General features: G+C 71.2%; 14 protein-coding genes. 9 read left to right on the plus strand and 5 right to left on the minus strand.

The window, feature by feature from the left end:
* Positions 1-112 precede the first annotated feature (112 nt).
* Complete coding sequence (locus tag FHS87_RS15780; RefSeq protein ID WP_184520356.1) at positions 113-1,075, plus strand: hypothetical protein; 963 nt, start codon at positions 113-115, stop codon at positions 1,073-1,075.
* Positions 1,076-1,334: 259 nt separating this feature from the next.
* On the opposite strand, the gene FHS87_RS15785 is transcribed toward FHS87_RS15780, so the two are convergent.
* The 3 genes from FHS87_RS15785 to FHS87_RS15795 form a co-directional block, all read right to left on the minus strand.
* Positions 1,335-2,690 (minus strand): TldD/PmbA family protein, encoded by a 1,356-nt coding sequence (locus tag FHS87_RS15785; RefSeq protein WP_312862018.1) that lies wholly within the window; start codon positions 2,688-2,690, stop codon positions 1,335-1,337.
* Positions 2,687-3,994 carry a M16 family metallopeptidase gene (locus tag FHS87_RS15790; protein WP_184520357.1) on the minus strand — a complete coding sequence of 436 codons (1,308 nt, stop codon included), beginning with the start codon at positions 3,992-3,994 and terminating at the stop codon, positions 2,687-2,689. Before FHS87_RS15790 ends, FHS87_RS15785 begins: the two co-directional genes overlap by 4 nt.
* 107 nt (positions 3,995-4,101) lie before the next feature.
* Positions 4,102-4,824: a restriction endonuclease gene (locus tag FHS87_RS15795; protein WP_184520358.1), complete on the minus strand. Its 723-nt coding sequence runs from the start codon at positions 4,822-4,824 to the stop codon at positions 4,102-4,104.
* A gap of 372 nt (positions 4,825-5,196) precedes the next feature.
* Here FHS87_RS15795 and FHS87_RS15800 point away from each other — a divergent pair, with 372 nt between their 5' ends.
* Entirely contained in the window at positions 5,197-7,653 is a 2,457-nt protein-coding gene (locus FHS87_RS15800; protein ID WP_184520359.1) for a VCBS domain-containing protein, read from the plus strand.
* Positions 7,654-7,725: 72 nt separating this feature from the next.
* On the opposite strand, the gene thrC is transcribed toward FHS87_RS15800, so the two are convergent.
* Positions 7,726-9,126, minus strand: a complete 1,401-nt coding sequence (thrC, locus tag FHS87_RS15805; protein ID WP_184520360.1) for a threonine synthase — start codon at positions 9,124-9,126, stop codon at positions 7,726-7,728.
* Between the two features lie 146 nt (positions 9,127-9,272).
* On the opposite strand from thrC, the gene FHS87_RS23825 reads away from it, so the two are divergent.
* The 7 genes from FHS87_RS23825 (at position 9,273) to FHS87_RS15840 (ending at position 14,091) form a co-directional block, all read left to right on the plus strand.
* Positions 9,273-9,581, plus strand: coding sequence for a putative quinol monooxygenase (locus FHS87_RS23825; protein WP_184520361.1), 309 nt, complete (start codon positions 9,273-9,275; stop codon positions 9,579-9,581).
* A complete protein-coding gene (locus FHS87_RS15815; RefSeq protein WP_184520362.1) occupies positions 9,578-10,057 on the plus strand; it encodes a CinA family protein in 480 nt (159 codons plus the stop codon). Before FHS87_RS23825 ends, FHS87_RS15815 begins: the two co-directional genes overlap by 4 nt.
* 46 nt (positions 10,058-10,103) lie before the next feature.
* Positions 10,104-10,697 (plus strand): TetR/AcrR family transcriptional regulator, encoded by a 594-nt coding sequence (locus FHS87_RS15820; protein WP_184520363.1) that lies wholly within the window; start codon positions 10,104-10,106, stop codon positions 10,695-10,697.
* Positions 10,694-11,725 (plus strand): efflux RND transporter periplasmic adaptor subunit, encoded by a 1,032-nt coding sequence (locus FHS87_RS15825; protein ID WP_184520364.1) that lies wholly within the window; start codon positions 10,694-10,696, stop codon positions 11,723-11,725. The genes FHS87_RS15820 and FHS87_RS15825 overlap by 4 nt, the downstream gene beginning before the upstream one ends.
* The gene (gene devC / locus FHS87_RS15830) at positions 11,722-12,945 is read left to right on the plus strand and encodes an ABC transporter permease DevC (protein ID WP_312862019.1); all 1,224 of its coding nucleotides are present in this window, start codon (positions 11,722-11,724) and stop codon (positions 12,943-12,945) included. Before FHS87_RS15825 ends, devC begins: the two co-directional genes overlap by 4 nt.
* Positions 12,945-13,682, plus strand: coding sequence for an ATP-binding cassette domain-containing protein (locus FHS87_RS15835; RefSeq protein ID WP_184520365.1), 738 nt, complete (start codon positions 12,945-12,947; stop codon positions 13,680-13,682). Before devC ends, FHS87_RS15835 begins: the two co-directional genes overlap by 1 nt.
* Positions 13,683-13,899: 217 nt before the next feature.
* On the plus strand, positions 13,900-14,091 hold the full coding sequence (locus FHS87_RS15840) for a hypothetical protein (RefSeq protein ID WP_184520366.1): 192 nt from the start codon (positions 13,900-13,902) through the stop codon (positions 14,089-14,091).
* A gap of 6 nt (positions 14,092-14,097) precedes the next feature.
* Here the strand turns inward: FHS87_RS15840 and FHS87_RS15845 are convergent, their stop codons facing one another.
* Complete coding sequence (locus FHS87_RS15845) at positions 14,098-14,967, minus strand: M23 family metallopeptidase (protein WP_184520367.1); 870 nt, start codon at positions 14,965-14,967, stop codon at positions 14,098-14,100.
* Positions 14,968-14,981: the final 14 nt, after the last annotated feature.

Consider the following 14,981-nt stretch of genomic DNA (forward strand, 5'->3'; position numbering starts at 1 on the left):
CGCTGGACCAAGTCCGCCGACGATATCCTCGCCGCCATCCAGCGCTTCTGCCTCCAAACTCAGCAGATCGGAGGAACTACGGAATCAGGACACTAAGGAGAAACCAGCGTCGATGCAGCTCTTAGTCTCGAACCTAGAGGCGAAACGGCCAGTTACTTGGTTGCGGGAGCGGGACATCGATCTCCTTGTCTGCTCAGAGCTCTACGCGAGGGGCTCGCTTTCGGATTGGCTTGGGATGCAACTTGGTGCAACCCCGGGGTCATTTGCCAAAGCGCTTGTATCTCACGCCGAAGTTGACGGCGAAACTGATCTGGTGGTCATCTTCGACGCAGGCGGTCACTGCACCCTCGGTCTGATCGAGAACAAAATTGATGCCGCGTTCCAACCGAATCAGGTTACCCGCTACGCCGCGCGGCGGGAACGGTGGCGGAAGATGGCGAACGTCGAGCGGGTTCAATCTGTCATAATCGCTCCGCAAGCTTATCTGTCGCATGCTGGTTGCGAGCTCTTCGATCTTCGTATTGCATACGAAGAGTTGTGTTCAGTCCTTCGCTCGTGTAGCGACGGCCGATCGGCCTTCCTGGCCGATGTGCTAGAAGCGGGCATTGAGGCTTATCGTCGTGGTTATGTGATGGTCCCAGATGAGCTCTCATCGGCCATATGGAACGCGTCCTGGCAGCAGTCCTGCAATATCACGCCGAAACTCAATTTTCCTCCTCCTGGCGAGAAGCCCGGCAAATCTACTTGGTTCTACTTCCGAGAGCCTTATGGATTTGATAAAAATGACCGGGGCCGCATCTGTATTGTCTTGAAAGCGGACCGTGGCCAAGCGGATTTACAGTTCTCTGCAACCTCGGCAGCGGAACTCGCCAGACGTGCGCGCGAACTCACTCACAATGACATGAGGATAGTTTCGGCATCAAAATCATCTAGTATCCGGATCACTGTTCCACAGATCAGCTTCACCACGCCGCCGAGCGGGCAGGAGGACAGCATTAGGGCAGGCCTATACGCGTGCGAACGACTCAGAGCCTTCTACATCGAGCATAGAAATATTTTAGGTGCTTGGCGGTAGACCCCACCGGGGAGAGAGCGATATCGATCGTGGTGTCGGGCAATGCCGCAGTTTCGTTCGCCCTCCGCGGCGTTTATCATCTTGCTTTATAAAATCAATATATTATTTCGTCCAGAAGCGCTCAAATATAACAAGCTGAGAAGCATACCGATTTCTGAGAACGAACATCAACAGGCATATTCAAAGATGACCGGTGAAAAAATACCTTATGGCTGATCGATATAGTCAATGCCAAGAGGACTAAGCCTTACTATCCCCCTCAGCCCCCCGCCATCGTCAGCCCCTCGATCCGCAGCGTCGGGCTGTCCGTCCCGTGCCGGAACCGGAGGTCGTTGGCCGGGGTGATGTTCAGGAACATATCCAGCAGGTTCCCGGCGAGGGTCACGCCGGAGAAGGGCTCGGCCACCTTCCCGTCCCGGATCATGAAGCCCGAGGCGCCGCGGCTGTAGTCGCCGGTCAGGGCGTTGATGCTGCTGCCGATCATCTCGGTCACCAGCAGCCCTTCCTTGATGTCGGCCATCAGGGCTTCCGGCGTCATCGCGCCCGGCTCCAGCCAGAGATTGGTGGTGGAGGGGGAGGGCGGGCCTCCCACGGAGCGGGAGGCCCGGCCGTTGGACTGCATCCCGAGCTGCCGGGCGGAGCGCCAGTCGAGCAGCCAGTGGCGGAGCACCCCGTCCTCCACGATGGAGAGGGGGGCGGTGGGCATTCCCTCCGCGTCGAAGGGGCGGGAGCGGGGGCCGCGCGGGCGGGTGGGGTCGTCGCGCAGTGTCAGGCCCGAGGCCATGACCTTCTGCCCCATCCTCTCCCGCAGGAAGCTCGTCCCGCGCGCGACGGCGGCGCCGTTCGCCGCGCTGACGAGATGGCCGAGGATCGAGCCGGCCACGCGGGGATCGAGGAGCACGGGCAGCCGGGCCGTCGCGGGGCGGATCGGGTTCAGCCGCCGCACCGCGCGCTCCCCGGCATTGCGCCCGAGCGTCTCGGGATCGTCGAGGTCCGAGAGATGGGTGGCGGAGGAGAGGTCGTAGTCCCGCTCCATCGCCGTCCCCTCCCCGGCCAGCGCCGTGACGGAGAGGCTGTGGCCGCTGCGGCTGTAGGTGCCGGCGAAGCCGTTGGAGGCGGCGAGCGCGATGACGGTGCAGTGCCAGCCGGCATCCGCCCCCTCGGAATTCGTCACGCCGGAAACCGCGCGGGCGGCCTCCTCCGCGCGGCGGGCGCGGGCGGTCAGCGCCGCGACATCGGGCTCGACGCCGTCATCCATGTCGAGCGCGGCGGCACCCAGCGGCGGCACGCTCTCCGGCAGGGAGCCGAAGGGATCCTCCGGCACGGCGCGGGCCATGGCGACGGCGCGCTCGGCGAGGGCCGCGAAGCCCCCGGGATCGGCATCGGTGGTGGAGACCACCGCCTGCCGACGGCCGAGGAAGACGCGCAGCCCGATGTCGAAGCCCTCGGACCGCTCGACCGCCTCCACCTCGCCCAGCCGCATCCCCACGGAGAGCGAGGCGCCGGAGGCCATCATCGCGTCCGCCGCATCGGCCCCCGCCGCGCGCGCGGCGGCGACGAGGTCGGACAGGACCTCGCGCGGATCGGCCTTGGGCCGCTCGGCCGTCGCGCTCACGCCGCCAGCCTCTCGGCCACTTCCGGCAGGTGCGGGACGCGGCCCGCGGGGCCGAGGGCGGCGAGGGTCGGCGCGGCGCGGAAGGCGCGGGTGGCGGCGGCCTGGATCTGCTCCACCGTCACGGCGGCGATCTTCGCCTTCGTCTCCTCGACCGGGATGATGCGGCCATGGACCTGGAGCTGGCGGGCGAGCTGCTCGCAACGCGAGCCCGTGGACTCCAGCGACATGAGCACGGAGGCCCGGAGCTGCGCCTTGGCGCGGGCCAGCTCCTCCTCTGTCACGTCGTGCTGCACGCGGCGCAGTTCCTCCAGCGTCGCAGGCATGAGTTCGGCCGCCTGCTCCTCGCCCGTGCCGGCATAGATGGTGAACAGGCCGTGGTCCCGGTACGGCGAGTGGAAGGAGTAGACGGAGTAGACGAGGCCGCGGCGCTCCCGGATCTCCTGGAACAGGCGGGAGGACATGCCGCCGCCGAGGATCGTGGAGAGCAGCATCGTCGGGTAGTGCATCGGGTCGCCATAGGCGGGGCCGGGGAAGCCCAGCAGCAGGTGGACCTGGTCGAGGTCGCGCTCCTCGCGGAACTCGCCGCCGGTGTAGCGGGCGGGCTCGGCGCGGTGCTGCTCGATGGTGGGCAGGTCGGCGAAGTGCCGCTTCGTCAGCTCCACCAGCGCGTCGTGGTCCACCGCGCCCGCGGCGGCCACCACCATGCGCGAGGGGCCGTAATGGCGGCGCATGTAGCCCGTCAGCGCCTCGCGCGGCAGCGTCTCGATGATGCTGGCCGGGCCGAGCGTCGGGCGGCCCATGGGCTGGCCGGCATAGGCCGTGTCCTGGAAGTGGTCGAAGATGATGTCGTCGGGCGTGTCGTTCGCCTGGCCGATCTCCTGCAGGATCACGCCGCGCTCGCGCTCCACCTCCTCCGGGATGAAGGTGGAGTGCGTCAGGATGTCGCCGAGGATGTCGGCCGCGAGCGGCAGGTCCTCCTTCAGCACCTTCGCGTAGTAGGCGGTGGTCTCGCGCGCGGTGTAGGCGTTCAGGTGCCCGCCCACGGCCTCGATCTCGCGCGCGATGGCCTGGGCGTCCCGCCGCTCCGTACCCTTGAAGGCCATGTGCTCGAGGAAGTGGGAGACGCCGTTCTCCTCCGCCGCCTCGTCCCGCGTGCCCGTGTGGACATAGGCGCCGATGGAGGCAGTCTCCACCCGGGCCATGGTGTCGGAGACGACGGTGAGGCCGTTGGGGAGCCGGGTCAGGCGCACGGCGCCACCGTTCAGGGCGGGATCGGTGGCGGTGGCCAGGGTGTGCTCGGTCATGCTGTGGGGGCGGCTTCCGGGAAACGGGGGCAGAACTCGCCCTAATGTAGGGTGTCCGGCCCCGCCCTGCGAGCCACCCTCCCCGGGCCTCGTTGCGCGGGCGTGCCTCAGCGCGCCGCGCGCAGGGGCAGGGGCGGCGCGGGCGGGGGGAGGGGTAGCACCGCCCGGGCCGCGCGCGGGGGCGGCTCCTCGCCTCCGGGCGGCAGCCGCGGGAAGAGCAGGATGAAGCCGGCGAAGGCGGCCGCGGCCAGCGGCCGGAGCGCCGGGCGAGGCCAGCGCCCCCTGGCGCGGGCGGGCCGGCGGGCGCGACGGCGGCGGGCGCGGGTGGGTTCCTCCTCCGTGGCGGGTGCCGGGGCCTCGGGGAACTGGAACAGCGTGTCCGCCCGGGGCAGGTCGGAGACGTGCAGCAGCAGCACCCCGACCCGCGCGGCCAGCGCGTGGGCGGAGGCGGTGTAGGGCGCGTTGGAGACCACCGCCGCCCCGTCCGCCCCGGCATAGCCGCGTCCCGCCAGCGCCTCCTGCACCGCCTTGTTGCCCACTGGGCGCGCGTAGAGCTTGCACTGCAGCACGACCTTGCGCCCGGCCTTGCGGGCCAGCACGTCCACCCCCTGGTCGCCCGATCCGCGCCCGACGGTGACGGACCAGCCGCGCGCGGCCAGGACGTCGGCGCAGTGCTGCTCGAACTCGCGCGGGGTGAGGGTGGGCTTGGCGACCTCCGGCCGCACCCGAGCGGCTTCGGATGCGGGCTCGGGCGGCAGGCCGTGGACGAGGACCAGCAGCGCCGCCAGGGCGAGGAGCGCGAGCGCGGCGAGGAGCAGCCCCGTTCCCATGCCCTCTCCGGCCGGCTGGATGTCACCGGCGGGCCGCCGGACGGCCTGTCCGGGGTTGCGACTCGGGCGATTGCTGCCGAACAGAGCTATTAGGTGCCGTTCTTGAGAGGGAACTTCAAGGACGGAGTCTAAGCTGGGTCCTGAAAAAGCTCTGCCGGATCAGTTCTTTGCTTCGCGGCACCAGCTCGCGATGACCTGCGCCGTCCCTCCCCGCCCGAAGGCCGCGCACGCCAACTCCCCGTCAGGCGCTGGGACCGGCCTGCCCGCGGGCTGGCCGACCCCAGAGCTGCATTAACGATTTTTCCATAAACGTGACTGTTCGCGAAAAAGTTACCGGATCTATAACGCGCCGATCTGATCTGGAGACGCAACGTGCGGTTCGGCACACAGAACGACGATAGCTTCGCGACCTCCTTCGGCCAGGACAGCCTCGATGCGGGGACCGGCCAGGACAAGATTGTTTACGACGCCACCGCCTACACGCCGGGCTCCACGATCACGCAGACGATCAACGGCGGCGGCGGCACGGACACGCTGACCATCCGCCTGACCCAGGAGCAGCTCGAGAAGCTCCGGGGCGAGCTCTACGCCTATGCGGCGGCGCTGCCGAAGGAACTGAACTTCTACGACCAGAACATCAGGCCCACCGCCGACAACCCGCTCCAGATCAAGCCGGACATGCTGAAGCAGCTGATGGCGGGGACGCTGACGACGGGCCAGAACAACCAGGCGACGCCCTTCGAGTTCGCCTCGATCGGCGTCAAGATCACACAGTTCGAGGCCCTGCGCTTCGAGGTCGCCAGCGCCGCGCCGGTAGCGGCGCCCCCGGTCGTGACACCTCCAGTGGTGACGCCCCCGGCGGTTAATCGCGACGTCACCGGCACGGCCGCCGAGGACGGGGCGGTCTCCGTCCTCAAGGTGCTGGCCGATGCCCCCGGCGGCAAGCCGCTGACGGTGACCGGGCTTTCCGCGACCCTGCCCGCCGGCGTGACCTATGACGCGCTCACGGGCAGCCTCAAGCTCGATCCGCGCCATGCCGCCTTCCAGTCGCTGGCCGGCGGCGAGACGACGACGGTCACGGTCAGCTACGGCATCTCGGACGGCAGCGTGACCACCTCCGCCCGCGCGACCTGGACGGTGACCGGCACGAATGACGGCCCGGTGGCCGCCGCGGCGACGCAGGCCGGCACGGTCGCCGAGGACCGCGTGGCGGGTGCGAGCGGCGCCTTCACCTTCTCCGACCCTGACGGGAAGGACGTGCACAGCCAGATCGTCTCCGGCCCGGCGAACGGCTACGGCACGCTGAAGGCCATCCTCGCCACCGACAGCACGGGCGGCGGTACGGGCGAGGTGAAGTGGAGCTACACGCTCGACAACGCCAAGGCGCAGTCCCTCGCCTTGGGGCAGAAGGTGACGGAGAACTGGACCGTCACGCTCGATGACGGCCGTGGCGGCACCATCGGCAAGGCGGTCGCCATCACCATCGAAGGCGCGAACGACGCGCTGGTCATCACCGGCGCGGGCGCGGCGAGCACGATCACCGAGGATACGAAGCTCCCCGCGACCGGCACCATTTTCTTCACCGATGCCGACCTGACCGACCGCCACACCGTGAAGGTCGTGCCGGCCAGCGGCCAGACCGCGCTCGGCACCCTCTCGCTGGGTGCCGTGAGCCAGGACGGGGCCGCCAGGTCGCTGGGCTGGAGCTACCAGCTCGACAACGCCAAGGCGCAGTATCTCGGTGCCGAGGCGAGGGTGACGGAGCGCTACACCATCCTCATCGACGACGGCCATGGCGGCACCGCCCGCCAGGACGTCGCCGTCACCATCAACGGCGCGAACGATGCGCCGTCGGCGGGAGCGGACACGATCCTCGTCTCCACGGAGACGAAAAATGTCGCGCTGCCCTTCTCGGTTTTCCTGGCAAATGACAGCGATGCCGAGGAGAAATCGCTGACGATCAATAACGTTTTCGGCGCAAGCTCGGGCTTGGGCGGGCTGAAGATCGACAATGGCAAGATCACCTTCGATGTGACCGCCAAGGCGGCAGGCATGGAGTCCTTCAGCTACGAGCTGTCCGACGGGAAGGGCGGCACGACCCTGGGCACGGTTAACCTCAAGGTTCTCTCGACCACGGTGGAGGCCGATGACGTCAAGCTGTCCGGCTCCTACGCCGCGTCCTGGATCGATGCCGGGAACGCCGATGATATGGTCACGGTCGTGGACAGCACCGGGAGCCCGCAGCGCGACTGGCTCGTCGGCGGTACCCACAACGACAAGCTCCGGGGCGGGGCCGGCGACGACTCGCTCGATGGCGGCACCCACGATGACACCCTGTACGGCGAGGCGGACAACGACACGCTGCTCGGCGGCACCGGCAACGACACGCTCTGGGGCGGAACCGGTGCTGACTCGCTCGATGGCGGCAACAACGACGACACCCTGTACGGCGAGGCCGACAACGACACGCTGGTCGGCGGCGAAAACAACGACACGCTCTGGGGCGGATCCGGCGCCGACTTCCTCAGCGGCGGGAACAACGAGGACAGGCTGGCCGGCGGGGTGGGCGACGACCGGCTGAACGGCGGCAAGGGCGACGACGTCTTCGTCTTCTCGAAGGGCGACGGCCGCGACGTGATCGAGGACTTCCGCGTCGCCGGCACTGACAAGCTGGACCTCGACACTGCCTTGGTAACCCTGACGAAGACGAGCTTCGAGGGCGTGGTCTCCACCCGCATCACCGCGCAGGGCTGGGCGGCGGGTGACGAGATCATCCTGAAGGGGTTCGACTACACGGTGGCTCCGACCGCGTCCGGCTGGATCATCTAGGCGAGGCTGCATGGACGAAGGGCCGCAGGGGAGACCCCGCGGCCCTTTTCCATGTCGCCCGGCGCGGTCCTCTCAGCCGTTCCGGCGCGCGTGGCTCCGCACCGCCGACTGCACCGCAGCAAGGTCGTTCGGCAGCACGTCGAAGCGCTCCTCGCGCGCGTAGAGATCCGCCAGGTGCGGCGGCAGCTCGGGGCGGGTGCCGGTGGCCTGCTCCACCGCGTCCGGGAACTTCGCGGGATGGGCGGTGGCGGCGATGACGATGGGAACGCCCACCTTCTCCGGCGCGCAGGCGTGGCTGGCGGCCGTGCCGGCGGCCGTGTGCGGGTCGGCGAGGTAGCCCTGGGCGTGCAGGCGGCGCATCTCGGAGATCGTGTCCTCGTCGGAGACGGCGAGGCCGTGGAAGAGGGAGGTCGCCCCCTGCCAGGCGTCGTCCGGCACGGGCATGGTGCCGGTCTCGCGGAAGGCGCGCATCGTCGCCGCCGTCCGCGCGCCGTCCCGGTCCAGCAGCTCGAAGAGCAGCCGCTCGAAGTTGGAGGAGACCTGGATGTCCATGCTCGGCGACAGGCTCGGCGTCACCGGGCGGGCGGACATGTCGTTCGCCGTGATCCAGCGCGCGAGGATGTCGTTGCGGTTGGCGCCGATGATCAGCGCGGTGACGGGCAGCCCCATGCGCCGCGCGGCCCAGGCGGCGAAGACGTTGCCGAAGTTGCCGGTGGGCACGGCGAAGGCCACCTCCCGCTCCGGCGCGCCGAGGGAGAGGGCGGCGTAGACGTAGTAGGGGATCTGCGCCGCGATCCGCGCCCAGTTGATGGAGTTGACGGCCGAGAGGTTCATCTCCGCGCGGAAGGGCGCGTCGTTGAACATGGCCTTCACCATGTCCTGGCAGGTGTCGAAGTCGCCCTTGATCGCGATGTTGCGCACGTTGGGCGAGAGCACGGTCGTCATCTGCCGGCGCTGCACGGCGCTGGTGCGGCCCTCCGGGTGGAGGATGACGATGTCGAGGTTGGCGCGGTCCCGGCAGGCCTCGATCGCCGCCGAGCCCGTGTCGCCGGAGGTGGCGCCGACGATGGTGATGCGCTCCCCCCGCCGGGCCAGCACATGGTCGAACATGCGGCCGAGGAGCTGGAGGGCGAAGTCCTTGAAGGCGAGGGTGGGGCCGTGGAACAGCTCCAGCGCGAAGCGGCGCTCGTCGAGCTGCACGAGCGGCGCCACGGCGGGGGTGGCGAAGCCGGCATAGGCGTCCCGGCACATGTCCCGCAGCACCCCGTCCGCGAAGGTGTCGCCGGTGAAGCGGGAGATGATCTCGGCCGCGAGATCGGAATAGGGCAGGCCACGCAGCGCCTCCCACTCCTCGCCCGCCAGGGTCGGCCAGCTCTCCGGCAGGAACAGGCCGCCATCCTCGGCCAGCCCGGCCAGGAGGACGGATTCGAAGTCGCGGGGGGCGGCCTCGCCGCGGGTGGAGACGTAGCGCATGGGCGGGGGCTTAGCGGAAAGGGGGCACGGCCGGAATGGCGCGTCTTGCATGGGCGAATCGTCCCCCGGGCGGCACGGGGCGCCCTTCCCGCCCACGCCGCCGCCGGCCTAGCCTGCCCTCCGCGAATAACGGAGAGGAACCGCCCGTGATCCATGTCGTCGCCGTCATCACCGCCAGGCCGGGACAGCGGGAGGCGCTGCTCGCCCTCTTCCGCGCCAACATCCCCGCCGTGCTCGCCGAGGAGGGGTGCATCGAGTACGGGCCGGTGATCGACCTGCCGGATTTCGGGCCGGTGCAGACGCCGATCGGGCCGGACAGCTTCATGGTGATCGAGAAGTGGTCGAGCCCCGAGACGCTGCGGGCCCACGGCGCCGCGCCGCACATGCGCGCCTATGCCGAGGCCTCGCGCGAGCTGGTCGCCGCCCGCGCCGTCCATGTGCTGACGGCGGCATGAACAGCGGCGAGGCCGCCGCGCGGGTCGCGGCGCTGCTGGCCGCGCGGGGGCAGCGCGTGGCGGTGGCGGAGTCCTCCGCCGGCGGGCTGGTGGCGGCGCGGCTGCTCGCCCAGCCCGGGGCCTCGGCCTTCTTCCGCGGTGGGGCCGTGGTCTACACGGCAGCGGCGCGGGAGGGGCTGCTCGGCATCCTGCCCGCCGAGATGGAGGGGATGCGCCCCTCCACCGAGGCCTATGCCGGGCTGCTGGCCGCCCGCGCGCGGGAGCGGCTCGGGGCGGATTGGGGCCTGGCGGAGACAGGGGCGGCCGGGCCTGCGGGCAACCGCTACGGCGACCCCGCCGGCCATGCCTGCCTCGCGGTCAGCGGCCCCGTGGCGCGGGCGAGGACGATCGCCACCGGCTCCGCCGACCGCGCGGCGAACATGGACGCCTTCGCCACCGCCGCCCTTCTCCTGCTGGAGGAAGCCCTCTCAGGCTGAACACCGGGGGCTGGAAACCGACCGTCCGGACGGTATAGTAGGGGCCATGCCACGCGCCGCCCCGCCCGATCGCCCCGATGGCCGCCCCGATGGCCGCCCCGATGCCCGCACCCGCGTCCTCGACGCCGCGGAGGCGATCATCCGCGCGCGCGGCGTGCCCGCCCTCACCCTCGACGGCGCGGCGCGGGAGGCCGGGGTCTCCAAGGGCGGGCTGCTCCACCACTTCGCCTCGAAGGAGGCGCTGCTGGTCGCGCTGATGCGGCGGCTGGCCGAGGGGATCGAGGCGGATTTTCACGCCATCGCCGAGGCGCAGCCCGAAGGGCCAGCGCGCGCCCTCCGCGCCTGCCTCGCCTTCACCTTCGACCAGCCGGATATCCTGGAGGCCCATTCCCGCGCCGCCGCCGTGCTGCTGGCCGCCTTCCACCACGACCCCTCCCTGATCGACCCCATCCGGGACTTCTTCGCCCGCATCCGCGCCCGGGTGGCAGCGGAAGGGGCGCCGCCCGGCCCTGCCGCCGCCATCATGCTGGCCGGGGACGGGCTGTTCATGGCGCGGCTCTTCCGCCTCTACGAGCCGGGGCCGGAGGAGTTGGCCGCGCTGCGCGCCACGCTGCACGGGCTGCTGGAGGGCGTGCGGTGAGGCGCTGGCCCTTTCTCCTCGCCGCCCTCGCCGCGGGCGGTGCTGGCGCCTGGCTCGCCGGGCTCGGCCCCTTCGCCCCGGCGCCGGTGGCCCCGCCCGCCGCCGCCTCGGCGCCCGCGGGGGTGGGGGCGCTCGGGCGGGTGGAGCCGGCCGGGCGCATCCGCCGCCTCGCCTCCCCCGGCCTCAGCCTGGGCGCGCGGCTGGACCGGCTGCTCGTGCGGGAGGGGGAGGTGGTGAGGGCGGGCCAGGTCCTCGCCGAATTCGCCGACGCCCCCCAGCGCGACGCCGCCGTGGCCGAGGCCGAGGCCCGCCTCGCCCTCGCCGCCGCGACGCTGGAGCGCACCCGCCGCGGCGGCAGCGAGAGCGAGCTGGCCGCCGCCGAGGCCCGCGTGGCCGCCCTCCGCGCCGCGGAGGAGACGGCGCGGCGCGATGCGGGCCGCTCGGAATCCCTCGTCGCCTCCGGCGCGGGGGCGGCGGCCCAGGCCGAGCGCAACCGCTTCCTCGCCGCCCAGCGCGCCGCCGAGCGCGCGACGGCGGTGGCCGAGCTGGACACGCTCCGCAACCCCCGGCGGGAGGATGTGGCGCGCGCCGAGGCCGATCTCGCCGCCGCCGTGGCCGCCCTCGCCCGCGCCCGGGCGGACGCCGCCCTCTCCCGCCTCCGTGCCCCGATTGACGGCACGATCCTGCGCATCGCCGCGCGGGAGGGCGAGGCGGTGGGGAGCGAGGGGGTGCTGGAGATGGGCGACCTCTCCCGCCTCGACGTGGTGGCCGATGTCTACGAAACCGACCTCCCCCGGCTGCGCGAGGGCGCCCGGGCCGAGGTGGTGGTGCCCGGCGAGCCCGGGCGTCTGGGCGCGACCCTGCGCGAGATCGGATGGCTCGTCCGCCGCACCACCCAGGCCGGCACCGACCCCGTGGCGGCGGTGGACGCGCGCACGGTGGAGGTGCGCCTCACCCTCGACGAGGCGGCGCGGGAGGTGCTGCTGCGCCGCTCCGGCATGCAGGTGCAGGTGGCGATCCGGCCGTGAACGCGATCGGCGACCTCCGCCCCGCGCTGCGCGGCGCCCTGCGCCCGCCCGGCTTCCTCGCCGGGCTCTGGCTGGCGGTGCGGCTGGCCTGGCGGCAGCTCCGCTCGGAGAAGGCGCGGCTGGCCTCGGCCATCGCGGGGGTGATGTTCGCCTGCGTGCTCGTCTTCATGCAGCTCGGCTTCCGCGCCGCGCTGTTCGAGAGCGCGACGACGCTTATCTCCGCTATGCGGGCGGACCTGTTCCTGATGAGCCCGATGACCCTCGCCTCCTTCCGGCCGGAGACGATCCCGCGCGCCCGCGTCTCCCAGGCGCTGGCGGTGGAGGCGGTGGCGGCGGCGGTGCCCGTCTATCTCGCCCAGGCGACCTTCCGGAATCCCGAGAGCGGGCGGCGGCGCACCATCCAGCTCATCGGCTTCGACATGGAGGCGGGGGTGCTGGACCTGCCCGGCCTCGCCCCGATCCGCGACGCGCTCAAGCAGCCCGACAGCTTCGCCTTCGATTCCCGCTCCCGCCCCGAATTCGGCCCGGTGCCGCGCCTCTTCGCCGAGCGCGGCCCCTTCCCCGCCCAGATCGGCAACCGCGAGATGCGGGTGGTCGGGCTGGTGGAGCTCGGCAGCTCCTTCGGGGCCGATGGCAACGCCGTGCTCTCGGAGGTGAACTTCCGCCGTGCCGTGCGCGAGCGCCCCGCCGCCCTGGTGGACCTCGCCGCCATCCGCCTGAGGCCCGGCGCCGATCCCCTTCAGGCCCAGGCCGCGCTGCGGGCCGTGATGCCGCCCGACGTGGCCGTGCTGACGGGGGAGGAGCTGCGCGCCCATGAGCGCCGCTACTGGGAGGAGGCGACGCCAATCGGCTTCATCTTCTCCTTCGGCAGCCTGATGGGGCTGATCGTGGGGATGGTGATCGTCTACCAGATCCTGTTCAGCGACATCGCCGGGCATCTCCGGGAATACGCGACGCTGAAGGCGATGGGCTACTCGAACACTCATCTCGCCCACACCGTGCTGGGGTCGGCGGCCATCCTCGCCCTGCTCGGCTTCCTGCCGGGCACCCTCGTCTCCTCCATCCTCTACGGCGTGGTGGCGGACGCGACTTTCCTGCCCCTGGCCATGGGGGTGGAGCGCGCGGGCTGGGTCTTCCTCATGATCTTCGCCATGTGCGCGGCGGCGGGGCTGCTGGCACTCCGCAAGCTGCGGGACGCCGATCCCGCGGACATGTTCTGATGGAGCACCCCGTCCAGATTGCAGGCCTCACCTACGCCTATGGCGAGGGCGCGCTGCGGCGCGAGGTGCTGCGGGATGTCGAGCTGCGCGTGGCGCCGGGGGAGATCGTGATCCTCACGGGACCCTCGGGCAGCGGGAAGACGACGCTGCTCACCCTCGCCGGCGCGCTGCGGGCCGTGCAGTCCGGCTCCTGCCGCGTGCTCGGGCGGGAGCTGGCCGGCGCGCGGGAGGGGGAGCGCGTGGCGCTGCGCCGGCGCATCGGCTTCATCTTTCAGAACCACAACCTCCTCGGCTTCCTCACCGCCCGCCAGAACGTGGCCATGGCGCTGGAGCTGGACGGGGACACGACCGAGGCCGGGCGGCTGGAGCGCGCGGGCCGCATCCTCGCCGCCGTGGGGCTGGAGGAGCACGCGGACAAGCTGCCGGCCCATCTCTCGGGCGGGCAGCGCCAGCGCGTGGCAGTGGCGCGGGCGCTGGTGGGTAGGCCGGGGCTGATCCTCGCGGACGAGCCGACGGCGGCGCTGGACCGGGCCAGCGGCCAGGAGGTGGTGCATCTCCTGCGCGACCTCGCGCGCTCCCGTGGGGCGGCCATCCTGCTCGTCACCCACGACCCCCGTATCCTGGACGTGGCGGACCGGATCGTCGCCATGGAAGACGGGCGGGTGGTGGCGAATGCCGGGGAGAGCGCGGCAACCACCGGCGGGCGCGCGGCGGCGGCCGATCAGCACGGGTTGTAAACGAGAACGTGATTCGCCGTCTCATTGGCGTACTGAAAAGATCAGAAACGCGAAAAGAGTTTGCAACGCGAGACAGGTAGAGGCGTTCGGAGGCCCGGTGACAGGCATTCGTCCTTCACTGTCTTGTCACGGTGCCCCGCCTTGCGGGGGGCCGGGGCGGCCAACATTTTCGGGCGCGCCGGCCTGCTCTTGCCGGTCCAGATCGGAGTCCACCTGCATGCGCGTTCCGCTTCCCGGTCGCGACTACTTTCCGCCTCGGGTGCTGCTGCGCAGCATGCCCCGTGCCGAGCGCGAGGACCGCAGCCCCGCTGAGAGCGTGCACAATCCGCTCACCCTGCTCCCCGCCCCGGCGACCCTCCCCGCCGCCCCGCCGAGCCCGATGATGGAGATGCGCCCGAGCGCGGCCTGAGCCGCCTCAGGGCAGGACGGGGCGCGGGTCCAGCGAGGTCGAGAGCCAGAACAGGCCGAGATGAAGATGCGGGCCGGTCACGCGGCCCGTGGCGCCCGAGGCGCCGATCACCTGCCCGCGGAGGACCGTGTCCCCCTCCCGCAGGTCCAGCCGCGACATATGGGCGTAGAGCGTCGTCACGCCGTGCCCGTGCTCGATGAGCATCGTATTCCCCGTGAAGTAGAGATCCTCGGCCAGGGTCACCCGCCCCGGGGCGGCGGTGATCAGCGGCGTGCCCACGGGCACGGCGACGTCCAGCCCGAGATGCGGCGCGCGCGGCTGGCCGTTCAGGATGCGCTGGCTGCCATAGACGCCGCTGATCCGGCCGCGCGCGGGCCAGTCGAAGCCATCGGCGAAGTGCGGCACGGGTGAATCCGTGCGGCGGGCGGCGTTCAGCCGCTCCTGCTCCGCGCGGATGCGGGCCAGCGCCTCGGCATCCGGCGTCACCATCCGGCCGGGCAGACCCTCCAGCCGCTGGATGTCCCACTCGCGCGGCTCCACGGCGAAGGCGTGCTCCCCCCGCGCGCCGCCGGGGGCGGTGACGGTCAGCACCCCCTGCGGCCCGGCATCCCGCCCGAGGCCGAAAGCAAAGACCCCCTGCGGCGACACGCGGACCGCCTTGCCCTCGAAGCTCACCCGGCTGCCCGGATCGGTGCGCCCGGTGACGAGCGCCCCCTGGGTGATGCGCGCGGGGAGGGTGAGCGCGGCGGCGGCGGGGCGGGCGAGGAGGAGGGCGGGGAGGGCCAGGGCGGCGCGGCGGGGGAAGGCCGGGGGAGAAGGAATTCTCCCCCGGACCCCCTCATCTTTTTCTTCGAGGCTGCCGCGGGGAGTGGTCATGGGATCTCTGCGAA

It is taken from the genome of Muricoccus pecuniae, assembly GCF_014199205.1.
In the GTDB taxonomy this organism is placed as follows: domain Bacteria; phylum Pseudomonadota; class Alphaproteobacteria; order Acetobacterales; family Acetobacteraceae; genus Roseomonas; species Roseomonas pecuniae.

Coding starts and splice junctions, on each gene's coding strand:
- FHS87_RS15780 (WP_184520356.1), top strand. CDS start 113: ATGCAGCTCTTAGTCTCGAACCTAGAGGCGAAACGGCCAGTTACTTGG.
- FHS87_RS15790 (WP_184520357.1), bottom strand. CDS start 3,994: ATGACCGAGCACACCCTGGCCACCGCCACCGATCCCGCCCTGAACGGT.
- FHS87_RS15795 (WP_184520358.1), bottom strand. CDS start 4,824: ATGGGAACGGGGCTGCTCCTCGCCGCGCTCGCGCTCCTCGCCCTGGCG.
- thrC (WP_184520360.1), bottom strand. CDS start 9,126: ATGCGCTACGTCTCCACCCGCGGCGAGGCCGCCCCCCGCGACTTCGAA.
- FHS87_RS15815 (WP_184520362.1), top strand. CDS start 9,578: ATGAACAGCGGCGAGGCCGCCGCGCGGGTCGCGGCGCTGCTGGCCGCG.
- FHS87_RS15820 (WP_184520363.1), top strand. CDS start 10,104: ATGCCACGCGCCGCCCCGCCCGATCGCCCCGATGGCCGCCCCGATGGC.
- FHS87_RS15835 (WP_184520365.1), top strand. CDS start 12,945: ATGGAGCACCCCGTCCAGATTGCAGGCCTCACCTACGCCTATGGCGAG.
- FHS87_RS15840 (WP_184520366.1), top strand. CDS start 13,900: ATGCGCGTTCCGCTTCCCGGTCGCGACTACTTTCCGCCTCGGGTGCTG.
- FHS87_RS15845 (WP_184520367.1), bottom strand. CDS start 14,967: ATGACCACTCCCCGCGGCAGCCTCGAAGAAAAAGATGAGGGGGTCCGG.